Source organism: Bacteroides gallinaceum, from assembly GCF_030373775.1.
GTDB classification, from domain to species: domain Bacteria; phylum Bacteroidota; class Bacteroidia; order Bacteroidales; family Bacteroidaceae; genus Phocaeicola; species Phocaeicola excrementipullorum.
This window is the reverse complement of the sequence record NZ_JAUDEN010000005.1, coordinates 1-17,522: the sequence shown is the minus strand read 5'-3', so window position 1 is coordinate 17,522 and position 17,522 is coordinate 1. Positions and strand designations below refer to the sequence as shown.

The 17,522-nt window shown below is 46.9% G+C and carries 14 protein-coding genes and 2 pseudogenes; 13 read left to right on the top strand and 3 right to left on the bottom strand.

Going from position 1 to position 17,522, the window contains the following annotated elements; genetic code table 11:
• Positions 1-13: 13 nt before the first annotated feature.
• A complete protein-coding gene (locus tag QUW60_RS04220; RefSeq protein ID WP_258337800.1) occupies positions 14-1,510 on the bottom strand; it encodes a 2-isopropylmalate synthase in 1,497 nt (498 codons plus the stop codon).
• 343 nt (positions 1,511-1,853) lie between these two features.
• Entirely contained in the window at positions 1,854-3,467 is a 1,614-nt protein-coding gene (gene susR / locus QUW60_RS04215) for a SusR family glycan utilization regulator (protein ID WP_289558660.1), read from the bottom strand.
• Positions 3,468-3,918: 451 nt separating this feature from the next.
• Here susR and QUW60_RS04210 point away from each other — a divergent pair, with 451 nt between their 5' ends.
• Entirely contained in the window at positions 3,919-6,216 is a 2,298-nt protein-coding gene (locus QUW60_RS04210) for a TonB-dependent receptor (RefSeq protein ID WP_289558658.1), read from the top strand.
• Between the two features lie 48 nt (positions 6,217-6,264).
• Positions 6,265-8,457 (top strand): alpha-galactosidase, encoded by a 2,193-nt coding sequence (locus tag QUW60_RS04205; protein WP_289558657.1) that lies wholly within the window; start codon positions 6,265-6,267, stop codon positions 8,455-8,457.
• A gap of 63 nt (positions 8,458-8,520) precedes the next feature.
• On the opposite strand, the gene pncB is transcribed toward QUW60_RS04205, so the two are convergent.
• Complete coding sequence (pncB, locus tag QUW60_RS04200; RefSeq protein WP_258337803.1) at positions 8,521-9,687, bottom strand: nicotinate phosphoribosyltransferase; 1,167 nt, start codon at positions 9,685-9,687, stop codon at positions 8,521-8,523.
• Positions 9,688-10,248: 561 nt separating this feature from the next.
• On the opposite strand from pncB, the pseudogene QUW60_RS15175 reads away from it, so the two are divergent.
• From QUW60_RS15175 to QUW60_RS04145, 11 genes and pseudogenes are all read left to right on the top strand, one after another.
• Positions 10,249-11,211, top strand: a pseudogene (locus tag QUW60_RS15175) (WG repeat-containing protein); the annotation flags it as partial.
• On the top strand, positions 11,208-11,690 hold the full coding sequence (locus QUW60_RS04190) for a SecDF P1 head subdomain-containing protein (protein ID WP_289558656.1): 483 nt from the start codon (positions 11,208-11,210) through the stop codon (positions 11,688-11,690). The pseudogene QUW60_RS15175 and the gene QUW60_RS04190, both read left to right, overlap by 4 nt.
• Before the next feature lie 126 nt (positions 11,691-11,816).
• Positions 11,817-11,957, top strand: a pseudogene (locus QUW60_RS04185) (SIMPL domain-containing protein); the annotation flags it as partial.
• A 228-nt stretch (positions 11,958-12,185) separates the two neighbouring features.
• Complete coding sequence (locus QUW60_RS04180) at positions 12,186-12,548, top strand: hypothetical protein (RefSeq protein WP_289558654.1); 363 nt, start codon at positions 12,186-12,188, stop codon at positions 12,546-12,548.
• Between the two features lie 17 nt (positions 12,549-12,565).
• Positions 12,566-12,796, top strand: coding sequence for a hypothetical protein (locus tag QUW60_RS04175; protein WP_258339276.1), 231 nt, complete (start codon positions 12,566-12,568; stop codon positions 12,794-12,796).
• Positions 12,780-13,322: an RNA polymerase sigma factor gene (locus tag QUW60_RS04170; protein WP_289558652.1), complete on the top strand. Its 543-nt coding sequence runs from the start codon at positions 12,780-12,782 to the stop codon at positions 13,320-13,322. The genes QUW60_RS04175 and QUW60_RS04170 overlap by 17 nt, the downstream gene beginning before the upstream one ends.
• A gap of 4 nt (positions 13,323-13,326) precedes the next feature.
• Entirely contained in the window at positions 13,327-13,653 is a 327-nt protein-coding gene (locus tag QUW60_RS04165; protein WP_289558650.1) for a hypothetical protein, read from the top strand.
• Positions 13,654-13,666: 13 nt separating this feature from the next.
• The gene (locus QUW60_RS04160; protein ID WP_289558648.1) at positions 13,667-14,101 is read left to right on the top strand and encodes a hypothetical protein; all 435 of its coding nucleotides are present in this window, start codon (positions 13,667-13,669) and stop codon (positions 14,099-14,101) included.
• 31 nt (positions 14,102-14,132) lie between these two features.
• On the top strand, positions 14,133-14,474 hold the full coding sequence (locus QUW60_RS04155) for a hypothetical protein (RefSeq protein ID WP_258339279.1): 342 nt from the start codon (positions 14,133-14,135) through the stop codon (positions 14,472-14,474).
• Positions 14,475-14,731: 257 nt separating this feature from the next.
• Entirely contained in the window at positions 14,732-16,126 is a 1,395-nt protein-coding gene (locus QUW60_RS04150) for a formylglycine-generating enzyme family protein (protein WP_289558644.1), read from the top strand.
• 22 nt (positions 16,127-16,148) lie between these two features.
• Complete coding sequence (locus QUW60_RS04145) at positions 16,149-17,492, top strand: formylglycine-generating enzyme family protein (protein ID WP_289558642.1); 1,344 nt, start codon at positions 16,149-16,151, stop codon at positions 17,490-17,492.
• Positions 17,493-17,522 lie beyond the last annotated feature (30 nt).

The window sequence follows — 17,522 nt, the reverse complement described above, 5'->3', positions numbered from 1 at the left end:
GAATCTAAAACTGTTATTTTCTGAATTTATTGATACAATCGATATAAGCCTCTACCGAAGCGGCAATGATGTCGGTGTTCGCTCCGAAGCCATAATACATCTGTCCGTCGTATTCCACCTGCATGTGAACCTTTCCTACATCGTCGCTTCCCTTGCTGATGGCCTGGATGGTAAACTCCTTCAATGTCATCTGGCGGCGGATAATCTGCTTGACCGCCTTGATGGCAGCGTCAACGGGACCGTTTCCTGTGGCAGCCGCTTCAAAATGCTCGCCGCTGATGTTGAGCCCCAGGCTGGCCACCGAACGCACGCCCACACCGCTCGTCACCTGCAGATATTCCAGTTTGATATGATGGTTTACATTGCGGTCGGCACCTGCCAGAACAAGGATGTCGTCGTCCGTAATGTCTTTCTTCTTGTCGGCCAGCTTCAAGAAGTCCTCGTAAACCTTGTCCAGCTTCTCCTGGCTCATCTCCACGCCCAATACATGCAAACGGTGCTTCAACGCCGCACGTCCGCTTCGGGCAGTCAGCACGATCGCATTGTCGTCGATGCCCACATCTTTCGGATTGATGATTTCGTATGTCTGCACATTCTTCAGCACGCCGTCCTGGTGGATGCCCGAAGAATGGGCAAAGGCATTGCGGCCCACAATCGCCTTGTTGGGCTGCACCGGCATGTTCATCAGGCTCGAAACCATGCGGCTTGTAGGATAGATTTTCTGCGTATTGATGTTCGTGTCGATATTCAGATGCTTATGGCAGCGCAGAATCATGGCCACTTCTTCAAGAGCCGTGTTTCCGGCACGCTCTCCGATGCCGTTTATCGTTACCTCCACCTGCCGCGCACCGTTCAATACACCGCTGACGGTGTTTGCTGTGGCCATGCCAAGATCGTTGTGGCAATGAGTCGACAGGATTGCCTTGTCAATGCCGTCCACATGGTCAACAAGGTACTTTATTTTTGCTCCGTATTCATCCGGCAGGCAATATCCGGTGGTGTCGGGAATATTGACCACGGTAGCTCCGGCCTTAATGACCGCCTCAACCACACGGGCCAGGTATTCATTGTCGGTCCGTCCGGCATCCTCAGCATAAAACTCCACATCATCCACATAGCGGCGGGCATACTTCACCGCGGCAACGGCCCGCTCGATAATCTCCTCACGCGTAGAATTGAACTTGTATTTGATGTGCGGGTCTGAAGTGCCGATACCCGTATGGATACGCTTATGTTTGGCATACTTCAAGGCTTCGGCCGCCACATCGATATCCTTTTCAACCGCACGTGTCAGCGCACAAATGGTGGGCCATGTCACCGCCTTCGAAATTTCAATGACAGAATTGAAGTCACCGGGACTTGAAACCGGGAAGCCAGCCTCTATCACATCGACTCCCAAAGCCTCCAGCTGTTTGGCCACCTGAATTTTCTCAACCGTATTCAACTGACAGCCGGGCACCTGTTCTCCGTCGCGCAATGTCGTGTCAAAAATAAACAATCTTTCGCTCATAAGTCTGTTGTTTTTAATATTGTTAGGTTCCTCATATCAAGCAAAAAGCCTTTCGCACATGGAAGTGAGAAAGGCTTTGTATCATTTTGTCTGCCATATTACGCACGCGACCCACTTCCCATTGGCTTTTCCAATAGAATAATAATCAGACCGCATAGCAGAATATGGATAAACAATGTACTCATGTTTCTATTTTTATTTTCGGATGCAAAGGTATATCTTTTTTTGAAACGGCAAAATAAAACAGTAATTTTTTAGTCGGCAAAAATTATAATTTATCACAAGCGAAAGTTCTTAACAGACTTTCTATTCAAATAATCCCCATATCACTGACAGAATGCTATCAGATGAGGGCGCATAACGCTTCCACCTGCTTTTCAAAATCATCGCGCACAATCGCCTTGCTCTTCACCGCACTCCGGTAATTATAAATAGTCTGCGGAGAATAGAACAGCAGAGTCGCAATCTTGGAACTGTCCTTGATGCCTATCCGGACCAGAGCGAAAATGCGGAGTTCGGTATTCAGAATCTCTCCTTTCTTGGGAATAATCCGCTCATCCTCGCGCAGAAGCGCATTGAACTCTTCAATGAACTGGGGATAAATGGCCAGAAACGCCGTGTCGAAATTGACGAAAAATTCCTTTGCGTCCGGTTCGGACATTTTGGAAGAATTGACGATCTTCAGCAGGTCGTCAATCTGACGAGCTTTCACCTTGCGCTTCACCAAATCCTGGTATTTGCCCAACTTGTCAATATAGGCCGCGCACAGATCAAGGAACAAACTGACATATTCTTCGCGAATATGGTTGGTGTTGACAAGCTTCCTGTTCAGCTGCTTCAACTCCCGATTGACCGCAGCAAGCTCTTCCCTGCGGAGACGCAACTGGCGCATCTGCTTGCATATGTACAGCAACGACAGAAGCAGCCCGACGGAAAGGATGCTGACAAAAGAAACGGTAAGCGCCAAACGCCGGCTCTTCTCCTTGTTCTGCTGCTGATAGGCCATGACAATGGAAGGAAACTTCTTGGCTATTTCGAGCAGGCGAAGACGATTGTTGTAGAATATCGCATCCTCCAGCGAATAGCCAAGATAGCGGTTTGCCAAAGCCACGTCCGCTTCACGGGTCTTGAATATGTGTAAAGCAAGCTCCTGCATCGAAAGGTTTTCCTTCAGTGGACAGATCTGGTCGGATATGGCAGACAATATCAAATACTTCTCATAGTCTTCATATCTGCCCATCTTCTTATAGACGAGCGCAAGACCGCACGTGGCACAGGCATAAAGCCGGGTGCTTACGTGAAGCCCCTCTAGGGCTTTCAAATAATCCACTTCCGCCTTCTTCCAGTCAAAGTCCCCGCCAAGGCCTTCCCTTTCGGCTTTCCGGTAAAAGTACTCCCTGCTGTCTGGCTCGATCACGGCAAGCAAGGAATCCGAATAAGCCAAGAACTTCTCCCTGTAACGGGGTGCATAGATGTTGTCGTCCGAATATTCCGCCCACACATTATATGCCCATTGGCAGGCCTGATAGTATTCTTTGCGCAGCTTCGGGTCGAAGACCGAACGGTCGACCGCAGAAAGAGCAGCGACGGCTTCGCTGAAATAGCCGGTTGTGGAAAGGAGATAAGCCCGGTAAACACGAAAAAGATTCTGATAGTAGACGTTGCCACGCTTCATGGCCAGCCTTTCCGCCTTGTCAACACAGACCATGGCCGAATCAAACTTATAGATATAATACTCATGATAGATGGAATCATACAGGCGGAAAGACTCATCCGAAGAGCGAGCTTCATGCACCAGCCGCTTCAAGCGTCCGATTTTCTCCTCCTTCTCTCTCATATAATCCGCCCGGTGTTCCAGCGCATATTCCAAACGCCGGTACAATGTGTCCAAATTGCCCGCACGCAAAGAGAATCCGACCAACCACAGCATTACCGCAATCACAACCTTCTTCGCCATAATCTTCACTTAATGTGTTTCTGCAAATATAAAGAAAGAAAACGAGATAAAAAAGTATACATTCAGAACAACCTGTCAGAGATTCATGCCCATAACCGTAAAGTTTATATTCCAAATACTGGAACGTATATTCCTGCCATTTGGGACATAAACTTTGCGCAATATCCGGAAAAAGACATCCGCACAAACAAAACAAAAAGAAACTCCAAAGCCCGAAACATGCACTGGAAAATCTGCGCTCCCATCTACTTAAACCTATATACATAAAACAAGCAATATACTGCATTACAACATTTTAAGAATTAAACATACTAATACCAATCTACCTGATAACTACCCGAATACCACACAAAGCGATATGCAGACTATTTTTGCATCATCCAAAACTGGCAGATAGAAGCCGGAAACACAAGCAGCATATTTGTACACAACCTATTAAACCATTATTGATATGAAGCCTAAATTCTTTTACCTTGCAATGGCGTCCTTCCTTCCTGCCCTAACACAACAGGCAGATGCGAAGCAGGCAAAACACATCCACTTGCAACAAGATTCACTCAAGACAGAAACCTCACAGAAGCCGGAAGGAAGCGAACGGAACGTAATGCTGAATGCTTCGGACGCAAACAAGCCTCGTGAAATCCAGATAGGACTGCCTAGCGAAGATGTCAATGTATATGAAAACGGACTACCTGCCGTATATTCTTCTGCGGTACACAGACTGGCTGCCCATTGGAGAAGCGATGCAAGCTTGGGAGAGGTGGGACTGCTCACTCCTTCTGAATCGGCTATCATGACAGGAAACATTGCCTACTCAGTCAACTCCTTCAGCAAACTCGGACAAAAGGAATTTAAAGGAATACTGAATTACCGTGCCAACCATTTCGGGATGCAGCAGTTCGACCTAAATGTATCGGGCGGAATCGGTGACAAGTGGCTGTATACTGCAAGCGCATACCAAAATTTCGACCCGGGAAGTTTCGACTTGAAAATCGATGAATATTCCGACCGGACACAGCTTTACCATGCCGGACTTACACGGCTCTTCAATAACAACAAAGGCAAGATTACCTTGATGTACAAATATGCGAACAGCCGGAATCCAGGGAACTTCTTCAACCAAGCCCCGTTCATCTATACAGGAGATGGATCGGTAAAGGAGCTTCCGGGATTTCCTCTAGGGACCACTTCATACGGACCCAAGAACGGAGATATCGAATATATGGATATCATGGACGGACAAATGAAAAAAGCAAACCTGAAAGATCTTACGCATAACCGCTCGCACGAGGTTGCACTACTCACGGACTATGCTTGCGACAACGGCATGAGATGGACGCTGAACATGAAATATATGAACGCTCCGGAAGCGAACTACGTGGACTTCGGCGGAAGTACAATTTCCAGAATCACAGCAACAGACGGATATATTGACGGAGATGGAAATCCATTTGAAGGGTTGGTGGAAGGCAGACGCACATGGCTACACGCTGGAAAGGTACAGAACTTCCTTGCCACTTCCGAACTTCAAAAGCAATTCGGACGTCACGGACTCCGTCTGGGACTGAACGAATGGTATTACCATCTGGACTACCACTCGTCTTCATTCCAATGGATAGGTTCCGTACAGGAATACCCTGAGATACTTACAGGACCTGACGGAAAGAAATTCCGCGGCTTCAACGAACTGAGTCCGGAATACACGGTCGGGTATGAAAACAAGCTGGCACTCTATCTGACAGACAACTGGCAGATAGCTCCGAATCTGAACCTGTATTATGGAGGGCGTCTGGAATACTACCGCATGTCAGCCGACCAGATTCCCTATACACGCTATCCCGGCTTCCACATCGGAGATGTACATACCTATAGCAATGCAGACGGATCGACTTATACGGAAACCATCGCTCCACACAAGGTAGTGAAAGACAAACTGAATTATGCAGCCACAGCACGCATTACATACAACATGACAAAAGAGTTCGGCATCACAGCCGACGGAACCATCGCAACCCGATTCCCGCGCATCAACGAATATGCCGGAACAGGACCAACGGAAGATCAGTACAACCGGGTGACCATTCCGCTGGTACGCGGCGGACTCTTCTACAAAAACAACTGGATTGACCTGACTTCGATGGTCACATACATCGCCAAGTCAAACAACATAGACCAGCAGAACATCACCAAACCAGGAACGACCGAATCGAAGACTACGCTGCTGATTTACGACATCCAAACTTTGGGATGGACTACATCCGCTGAAATTGACCCTTTCAAGGGATTCCATCTGCATGCGCTGTTCACCTACCAGAAGCCGGTCTACAACAACTACGAAGCGACCGTCACCTTCAACGACGGCTCTACCCAAACACTGAACGCCAACGGAAACATCGTAAAGGAAATTCCGCAAATCCTGCTGGAACTCGACCCAAGCTACAATATTACGGATGACTTGCGTGTTTGGCTAAGTTTTCGTTACTTTGGGAAGACATACGCGAATCTTACCGATGCGCTCTATTTCAACGGACGCTGGGAAACTTTCGGCGGTGTGAACTGGAACGTGAACAAACACCTCTCGCTGGGAGTAGGTGTAATCAACTTCCTGAACCAAAAAGGCGCAAGCGGTACAATCAGCGGCTCGGAACTTATATCGAAAGAGGAAGCGGCTCAGTTCAACAACACGTATATGAGCGGGACTTACCTCCGCCCGTTCACGATTGAATTCAGTGCAAGCATCAAATTTTGAAACAGAGAGATAAACTCTCACATTAAACAACAACTAATAAACAAAACCATGAAAAAAGTATTATTGGCAACAGCATTGGCCTGCATGAGCCTCACGCAGGTAGACGCAGCCGAACAAAAAATCATCCGTATCTCTACAGACAACACGGATCTGGTCCTGCAAGTGGCTCCCAACGGACGTCTCTACCAATCTTACTTCGGAGAGAAGTTGCTGCATGAGAACGACCTGAAAAACCTTCCATGGAACATTCATGCAGGTTCTGACGGCAGCGTCACCCCAAGAGGATGGGAAGTGTACAGTGGTTCGGGCAATGAAGACTATTTCGAACCGGCAATAGCCGTCACACACAGCGACGGGAATCCGTCTACTTATCTTTACTATGTATCTTCGTCGACGCAGCAGGTGGAGGGCGGAACACAAACCACCATCAACCTGCGCGATGACAAATATCCGGTGGACGTGACACTGCACTACGTGGCCTATCCCAAAGAGAATGTCATCAAGACATGGAGCGAAATCAAGCATCAGGAGAAAAAGCCGGTGTATCTTTCAAGATACGCTTCAACCATGCTTTATTTCAACCGCACGGCATATTATCTGACAGAGTTCAGCGGCGACTGGGCAAAGGAAATGCAGATGAGCACCCAGCAGTTGCAGCCGGGAAAGAAAATCCTCGACACAAAGCTGGGAAGCCGTGCCGCCATGCACATGCAGCCTTTCTTTGAGGTTGGACTCGACCAGCCGGCCGACGAGCAGAAAGGAGATGTGCTGATGGGCACCCTCGGATGGACCGGCAACTTCCGCTTCACTTTTGAAGTAGACAATGCAGGCAACCTCCGCATAATCCCTGCAATTAATCCGTATGCTTCAAGATATGAACTGAAAGCCGACGAAGTGTTCACCACTCCGGAATTCATCTTCACATTAAGCCACGAAGGTACCGGTGCGGGAAGCCGCAACCTCCAGGCCTGGGCAAGAAACTATCAACTGAAAGACGGCAAAGGAAGCCGGATGACCCTGCTGAACAACTGGGAAAATACGGCTTTCAACTTCAATCAGGAAATTCTTGCAGGACTGATGAAAGAAGCAAAGCACTTGGGCGTGGACATGTTCCTGCTTGATGACGGATGGTTCGGAAACAAATATCCGCGCAAAAATGACCATGCAGGCTTGGGTGACTGGGAAGTGACTCATGACAAACTTCCCGGAGGCATCAAAGCATTGACAGACGCGGCTAAGGAAGCCGGAGTGAAGTTCGGCATCTGGATCGAGCCTGAGATGGTCAACCCGAAGAGCGAGCTGTTCGAGAAGCATCCCGACTGGGCCATCCACTACCCAAACCGTGACATGTATTTCTATCGCAACCAATTGGTGCTTGACCTGAGCAACCCCAAAGTGCAGGATTACGTTTACAGTGTAGTCGACAACATTCTGAAAGAAAACCCCGAAGTGGCCTATTTCAAATGGGACTGCAACAGCCCGATTACAAACATCTACTCGCCGTATCTGAAAGACAAACAAGGGCAACTGTATATCGACCACGTGCGCGGTGTATATAATGTGATGAAACGCGTAAAGGAAAACCATCCGGACATCCCGATGATGCTCTGCTCGGGAGGCGGCGCGCGCTGCGACTATGAGGCTCTCAAATATTTCACCGAATTCTGGTGCAGCGACAATACGGATCCGGTTGAAAGAATATTCATCCAATGGGGATTCTCGCAGTTCTTCCCGGCAAAGGCTATGTGCGCGCATGTAACAAGCTGGAACAGAAATACATCCATAAAGTTCCGCACTGATGTCGCGTCAATGTGCAAACTGGGATTCGACCTGGGACTGAAAGATTTGAGCAAAGACGAGCTGACATACTGCCAGGAGGCTGTGGCCAACTGGAAACACTTCCAGCCCGCCATCATGGACGGAACGCAATACCGCCTTGTATCTCCTTACGAAAGCAACCACATGGCTGTAAACTATGTAAGCAAGGACAAAAGTCAGGCCATTCTTTTTGCCTACGACATTCATCCGCGCTTCCAGGAGAAACTGATGGCCGTAAAACTGCAGGGGCTCAATCCTGACGCCATGTACAAGATAGAAGAAATCAATCTGATGCCGCATACCGCATCAACTCTGAAAGCCAATGGAAAGGTGCTTTCGGGTGATTATCTGATGAAAGTGGGTCTGGACGTATTCGGATTTGCACAGACCCGGAGCCATGTGATATCCATCACGGCACAATAAACATTCATTTTTTCCTATATGACGAAGGTGCTGCAAACCATTTGCAGTGCCTTCGTTTTTTTACTATGAAATGCGCAGCTCGTGCAGGCAGGCTTCCACTTCTGTCATGCTTCCCATGTGTTTTCCCATATCATCAGAAAGCTTCACGCATTCCCTCCACTCCTGATTGACATTCATCTTGCAGCGCGAAAGCTTCATCACAATATTCGACGGACGATAGCCCGTGTCATTCGTCAGATTGGTACCGATGCCAAAAGAACATCTGATTTTCCCCGAACAATAGTTGAATATATGCAAAGCCTTTTCAAAGTCAAGGGCGTTGCTAAAGATTATGGTCTTGGTTGCAGGATCAATTCCCAGTTCCTTATAGCGGGCTATCAGCCTGTCGATGAACTCATATTCATTCCCAGAGTCACATCTCACCCCGTCAAACAGCTTGGCCTGCTTCCGGCTGAAATTGCTCAAGAACGAATCAGACGTATAAGTGTCAGACAAAGCGGTTCCCAGATCGCCGTCATACACGTTCACCCAATTCTCAAGCGCCATATAATTGGCGTGCTTGTACCCGAACTGGGCCCCATGAAACATGAACCATTCGTGCGGATGGGTACCCATCGGCAGCATACTGTATTTCATCGCCAGATAACAATTGGAGGTTCCCGTGCAATACCGGGCATTCTTTTTCAGATAGGCAACAACTTTGTCCTGCACATCAAAAGAGAACCGCCTCCTCGTTCCAAATTCAGAAAAGAGCATCTTGTTTTCGTTTGAAAGCTTCACCTTCTCGGCAAGCCTTACCATCCAGTCCGCATCATCAGGTATGCGGTTCATGAACTGATTCTTGATTTCGGAAACGATAGCCAGCAACGGCACTTCATACAAAGTAACCTTATAAAGAAAATCGGTCACCTCAATATGCAAATGTTTTTCTTCATCCAGATAAACTTCTATCTTCTGCGGATCGAATCGAAATGATGAAAGCCACTCCCAGTATACTCTCGGCAGGAAACGGCAATGCTTGCACATGTATTCCAGCTCATTTTCCTGAAGCACGACCAGACTCAGGTTCTGTATTTCATTCTTCAAGGCCTCCAGAAACCCGAGGGTATATTCGGTTTCATCCCTGTCCTTAAAAGAAAAGGTTCCCATAGCATAAGGGAAAAGCTTGATGTACGCATACGAGGTGGTGAACTTATACAGATCTGTATCTAAAATTGTCTTTATAACCATAATCTCTTATCTAAATTTGTCCTTAATACTGTCTTTCATTGACAAGCACAAACTTACGGAAAATCTGTGGAATATCCGACGGATTTCGGCAGAAATGCAAATTTGAAATTGAAGATTAAGCAGTTAGGAGGAAATCACAGAAGTTGGACTGAGGACTGACAACCGTTCCCAAGCGGATTGAAGCAGAAGATGGGGTTCCTGTTCATTACCCGATGAAAGTGCAGATGTTTTCTCGCCGCAGAAAAGAACTCAGGCTATAAGAGTTAAATTGCTTAAACCTAAAGGGAAAGTGATAGTCTTATAATTGATCAGACTATTCCTTTTTTCCTATCTTTGAGCCACTAACAATGATAAATTATGAAAAGAAGACATATATATCCTATTTTGTTACTTTTGGCTGTCATACAAGTAAAAGCAACGGAATTGTCATGTGATTCTGCAAGATTGCCTGAAAAATATTCTATCATAGGGAAAGTGTATGGTGAATGTGTCCGGCAAATTCCACCCTATGATGTCATGACAATACCTTTGACAGGCTCTTACCTTTCTGTTGAGGAATTACCCAAACAGGGTTGGCTTACTGATTCTACTGCAAGTTTCCGGATAGACTATCTGGAAAAAGGTATCTATCATCTAAAAGCGGAATATGTCGGCTTTGATTCATGTGATACGCTTATTGTCTTGACGGAACACACCGACACATTGCGTTTAGTCTTGCCATTGTGCTACGAATACATTTCAAAATATGAGTGTTCCCCCGAATTGTCACGTGAAAATATCCGAAAAGGACATCCGTATATAAAACTCATTATCCCCGAAGATAAGGAAAAAGAAGTCAGAAATCACCTTTTTTGGAAAAAATACGGTGTCAGCTATGATAGTTTTTACCCGCTAAGAAAGGATGGGCACCTTGCTTGCTATTTGAGTGTTCCCAACTTTATGCTTGCAGCCTACAATCAAGAAGTGTTTGATTATCTGGATGCTCAATATGGCAAAATCTGGCGTCGGGAAGTTCCCGATGGGATATTGATATTCGGTCTTGACAAATCATCGGAAAGCAGTCTAATTGCCCATACAACTGAAAAGCATCTTGAGGTCGGCGTTCCTGTATGCTATTTGAACGAGCAAGGCGATACCATTGTGCCATATGGCAAATACAAATTCTGCCAAACAGATACCATACGGAATATAGGCTTCGTATATGGGAACAAGCAGGACGCACGGATTGTTTGCATAGACAATCAAGGCAAAGAACTGTTCTATGTGTTCAAATATGATAACGGCCCCGACTATATCCGTGAAGGACTTTTCCGCATCATGGATGACAAAGGATTGATAGGCTTTGCCGATTCATTGGGCAATGTGGTAATTAAGCCTCAATTCAAGTTCGCATTTCCTTTTGAAAGAAACAAAGCAAAGGTTACATTGACAGGAGAACAAAAGGAAATGCCAGACAGAGAACGCCGTGAGTGGGCAAGCGATAAATGGCAATATATAAACAAGAAAGGAGAGCTTATACAATGAAAACGATCATCTTATTCGCGATGCTGGCAAGTGTCGTTTGCCTGAGTTGCACTAACTATTCCAGCCATTCCCAATTAGTCAAGCATAGGGAAAACGGCTGGTATCGTATCATTGACGGACAAAAGGACAGTATCGCCTCCCTTCCGATTGTTACAGTAAAGGAATTTGCCGCTTTACGGCTGGATAAAGATTTCTCCGGAAAGGCAGTGATAACAGGGAGCGTGAGCAAGAATAAATTACAAGCATGGGCAGACTCAACGGAGCAGCTTATAGGCAAGCGGATAGGATTCGTACTCAATGACACCGTAATTACCGCGCCACGTGTGAATATGAGATTGGAAAGCGGGGCATTTCAAATTGCGACACCCAACAATTATGATATACCCTCTTTATACAGAAGCCTGTTGAAAGAAAAGAAAGATTCTTTGGACGCTCTGTTCAAAGCCAACGGATGGGAAAACGATACGCTCTTTTTTTAATCAATCAGACCTCCAGATACAGGATTCAATCATAAACACATTGGACTATATCGATGCCTGCTCCATTGTAAAAGGATTTGAGAACAAATAATTAAAACCCAAAGGAATGAAAATGGAACTATTTGTATGGTAACCGGCCTATTGTCCGTTCTTTCGTTACAAGTGCAAACCAACGAACGGTACATTGAAGTAACAGGTGCATCGGAAATAGAAATCGTGCCCGACAAAATCCATTATGTTGCCGACATCCGGGAATACTTCGAGGAATACAAAAGCTGCCGAAAGTCCGTTTTAACTATGTCCTGATGACTGCCGCATCACGCGAAATGCTGGATGAGCCACCAATTTCTCACAAAAAAAATTACACCGCCAATTTTACTTTTATCCTGTTGCCGGGTCTTTTATACAGAAGCTCAGTTCAAATAAGCTGACAGCCTATATTCTATCAGGCTCTTACAGACGAAACGACATGAGCGTATAACTTAAACATTGAATATGATGAAACCAACAGGAAAACTGAAAACAGCGATAATGGCGGCAGTCATTATTCTTGCATGCAGCACTGCGGACGCACAGCACTGGCGTTGGCACTCACGCCCTTATCGGGTGGTGACGGCAGTTGCCAAACCGGACATAATCATCCATGTTGACAACCGTTTCAGCCAAAAGGAACGTTTCAGAATGGCAATGGCCTACCTGAAAAGCCACGAATACCTTACCGTAAAGAGATATGCAAAAATGACCGAACTGTCGAAAGTGGCAGCAAAAGCAGAACTTGACGCATTCGTGGCAGACAAGGAAAAACCTATCATGGCTGTCATAAGGGGAGAAAAGAAAGTATATACACTAAAAAAGTAAAAAAACGAGGTTATACAATGAAAGGATATACAAAATGGAGTGCACTCGCATTGACGGCAGGTATGGCAATGGTGTTCAGTTCATGCGCTGTGCATAGACCTCCACGGACTCACCGCCATCATCCGCACCGTCACAAGGTGGTGATTGTAGCGGAACAGACTGCCAGTCCAGAACAAAACAGCAACCGCATGACCTTTGAAGAATGGTTGGCTATGACCGAATCGGAGTCTTATGGCAGCACTGAATGACAAGGATATTGTTTCAGCACTGAAAAAGAATGCTGAAAACGGATTCCGGCTGCTGATGGCGAAATACAAAGAGGCTGTATATTGGCATATCCGCCGATTGGTCGTTTCGCACGACGATGCGCAGGATGCCTCCCAGGAAACATTTGTACGGGTATTCCGTTCTTTCAGCCAATTCAAAGGAGAGTGTTCGTTCAGCGCATGGATTTACCGGATTGCCACCAACGAAGCTCTGCGCATATTGGAACGCAGACGGAGCGAACGGCTTTCTTTGGACGATCCAGAGGCCGGAACAGGCTCTTTGATGGCTGACGAATATATGGATTACAGCGACCTGGAGGCGGTGAAGCTGCAAAAGGCCATCCTGTCATTGCCCGCCAAGCAGCAACTGGCTTTCAACCTGCGCTATTATGACGAAATGAGTTATGACGAGATAGCCGCTATCACAGATTCCACGGCAGCCAACGTGAAAGCCAATTACCATACAGCCAAAGAGAAGATAATAAAGTATATGAACTCCACAGACTAAGGATATGGAAAAAGATTTTGACTTCAGACAGATTGGGAAGCGCATGCCTTACAAGACACCGGAAGGCTTCCTTGATGAGATGGAAACGAATATATGGAAAGAAGTGCAAGGCGAACTTTCCCAAACGCACAAGCGTAAGGCATACCGCCTGCGTATTTTTGCCGGAGCCGTAGCTGCAAGCATAGCCTTGCTGCTTGTATTCAGCCCGCTTTCACATAAGGAGCAGACTGACAGTTTATCAAGAGTAGAGCAGGCTTTTGCCAACTTAAGCCAGGAAGACCAGGCTTATATGCTTGCGGTTTACCAAGAAGACTTGTTTATGAACGAATAAAAAAGAAATGACGATGAAAGGTATTATCAGATTACTGCTGCTGGTTGCCGCACTGACAACTTTCTGCGGCATGGCTTCAGCGCAAAACAGCAGACAACGCCTCACCCGCGAACAGCTGGCAGAGGTACAGGCCAAGCATATTGCAAAGGAAATGGCGATGGACGATGCGACAAGCCAGCGTTTTATCGACACCTTCTGCCAGTTTCAACGGGAAATATGGGCACTCGGCCCTCGCCCTAAACAGTCACACAGACAAATGACCGATGAAGAAACGGAACAAGTGTTGAAAGCACGCTTCGCCCACAGCCGGAAGATACTGGATCTGCGGCAGAAGTATTATGGCATCTACAGCGAGTTCCTGACACAGAAACAAATCCAACGTGTCTATGAACTGGAGCGGCAGATGATGGAACGCCTTTCCAAACGAAGCAAAAGGACAAACCGATAAAATTCTATTCACACATTAAAAATTGTATCGTATGAAAAAGCTAATCATGGCTATGCTGATAGCCGTTTCAATGGTTCAGACCCTTTCAGCACAAGACAACAACCGCCAGCGTATGACACCGCAGCAGCGCACCGAACAGCGCATCCAAAAGCTTGATGAGAAACTGTCGCTGACAGACAATCAGAAAAGCCAGATACGTGACCTTTACGCCGATTTCTACAAGCAGAAATATCCCAAAGAAAAGCGTAAAGAAGCGATGGAAAAGCTGATAACAGACATTGCGGCTGTACTGACTTCCGACCAGCAGGTGCTTTACAAGCAATTACAGGAGGAAGCAGCAGCCGAAAGACGGAAACACGCAACTGAAAAATAGCAGACATGAAAAGTAAAATTTTATCTTGCCTGATCTCATTGCTTGTTCTTGCATCCTGCTCGGATAGCAATGAAGAATTGGGAGATAGCCTATATTCCGATACCCAAGCACCAACTTCTGGGGATTGGACTGCAACCTTCATAGATGGATTGTATGATAATTGGAGCATAGGCGATAGCATCCTGCTGCTTCAAAACGGGCAAGCTGTTTTCGCCGAAGCGCTGCAATCCGGGAACATATCAAACTTTTCAAGTGGTATGGAAAGTCCTTTTGTTGATGGTAATCCGCTGTACGGCATCTATCCGGCAGGTAATATGGTTTCTTTCGACAATGAGAGCGTTACCGTATCCGTTCCTTCCGTTCAGACGGCTAAGGATGTCGGATTTGATGAAGAGGCGGCCGTGTCAGTAGCCTGTTCCGTTTCCGAGTCGCTGTGTTTTCAATCGGTTTGTGGCGGTATAAAATTGAATTTCCAGATGTCTGGTGTAACGAAAGTGGAATTGGAAAGTGTTGATGGCTATGCCTTGTCAGGCAAAGCCAAACTTAAATGGGATGAACAAGGAGTTCCAGTTGTAGCAGAAATGAGCGACTCCTGTTATATCCTTACGTTCAACGCCCCCGATGAATTCGGTTTTCTGCCCGGAAAGGATTATTTCATATCCACCTTGCCTTGCAACCTTTACGAGGGATACAGGCTATCCATCTACAAAGACGGACTGGCTGCCGATTATTTCGGCGTGCATCAGACAGTAGAACGTGCCTCCTATATAACTCCGATTGACTTGGTGGAAAGCGAACTGGCGTTTGACGACCCTGATGCGCCGCTTGTGGAGGAAGAACGTCCGGAACTGGATGCCACGACAACCGCCCTTCTCCGCCAATATCAGCAGAACCCGACAGAAGAAAACAAAGAGGCTTTGATGGAACAGATGGGAATCCGCTATGACAAAGTTGTCGCACGGAAGAAATCCAAACTTCGGGAACTGGAACGGGAGGCTCTTACTCCCGACCTTGTTGACGAGATGCAGGAGATAGTGGATGAAATGGTTGAAAACCGCGACATCCGACTGGAACAGCAGTTCCTGAGGCTGATTGACCCTCGAAACGATGACAATCCCGATGATGCATGGATGGTACTGCGCGGTGTGCCGGAACAGGACGCCTACATCGGATATGCTCCTGTAACAAATGCTGAATATGCGGTTTTCAATCCTGATTTCAGCTATGATGCAGGGAAAGATAACTATCCAGCTGTGAACATCCCGATTGCACAGGCTGCCGCCTATTGCGACTGGCTCACGGCGCAGGACACCTCGCACACATACCGTCTTCCGACAGACGAGGAGTGGATTCTCGCCGCCGGACACATGCCCAAGGATGTTTCGATGAACTCCGGCTATGTGGAATACGGATTGACAGCGGTTGATGCTTACAGCCAAACAACCGGAGCGTGCGGCGGCATAGACTTTTGGGGCAACTGTTGGGAATGGACTTCATCGGTGGATGCCAATGGCTTGTACATCATCAAAGGAGGCAGTTGGGATTCCGACCGTGACGATTGCCGCAGTGAGAAATCCGATGTAGTAAGGGACGGCTCGCAGGGTTATGCCAATGTCGGCTTCCGAATTGTAAGAACAGCTCCAAATATCTGACACTTAAAACTTCATTGCAATTATGAGAAAGTTATTTTTAGCAATGGCTATGACCATTGTGACGGCCACAGTTGTGTCCGCCCAAGAGAACACCAAAGAAAATAGAATGAATGTTTCGTCCGTTCAGACAGACAAAGACAACAGAAATGATGGCGATTCCAGACTCCGCTGCGGCATCAAGTTCAGGATCGGACTTTCCGGTGTGACCAAAATCGAGTTGGAAAGCGTAGACGGCAATCCGTTGGCAGGCAGAGCGAACATCAAAGTAGACGCGCAAGGAAATGCTGTGATGGAAGAAATAGGAAGCGCAAGCGCTATCATCACGTTCCGTGCTTCAGATCCCTCCGGCTTTACACCCGACAAGGACTATTACATCTCCACCTTGCCCTGCGATCTTTACGGCGGTTACAGGCTTTCCATTTACAAAGACGGCCTTGTGGCTGATTATTTCGGTGTCCATCAGATTGTAAAACCGGGAACATTCATTACTCCCGAAAATTTGGCGGAAAGTGAACTGGAATTTGAAAAGCCTGACGCTCCGCTTGTCGAGAAAGAACGTCCGAAAATGGACGCCATAACGCACCAGCTATTCATCCAATACAGAAGAAAGCCGACCGAAGCCAACCGGCAGGCATTATTGGAGCGGATGGGCATCCGTTACGATAAAGTAGTGGCTAGGAAGAAAAACAAGCTTCGCGAACTGGAGCGAGAAGCAAGGACTTATAATATCGTAGAACACATGCAAGGCATTGTGAATGAAATGGTGGAGAACCGCGATATCCGAATACAGCAGCAATTCCTGCGCTTCATCGATCCCCGCAGAGATGAAAATCCCGAAGATACTTGGATGGTGTTGCGTGGCGCATCTGCAAGAAATGCTTATATCGGTTATACTCCTGTAACTAATGCCGAATATGCTCGCTTCAACACCGGGTTTATGTATGACAGAGGGAAAGACGATTATCCAGTCGTTGGCATCTCAATCAAAGATGCCGAAGCCTATTGCGACTGGCTCTCTACAAAAGACAGCGGACACAACTATCGCCTGCCTACCGAAGAAGAATGGGTGCTTGCCGCCGGACACATGCCCAAGGATGTTTCCATGAATTCCGGTCATGCAGAATCCGGATTAACAGCTGTAGATGCTTATGCGCAAAGCAAAGGAGCTTGCGGCGGCATTGACTTTTGGGGCAACTGCTGGGAATGGACCTCATCAACAGATAACAATGGACTGTACATAATCAAAGGAGGCAGTTGGGATTCCAAGCGGGATGATTGCCGCAGCGAAAAGTCTGATGATGCCAGAAATGGTTCGCAAAGTTATGCCAATGTCGGCTTCAGGGTGATACGGACAGACAGCAATTGAAACGCCGCCTTCACCCGACCGAAAGAAAAA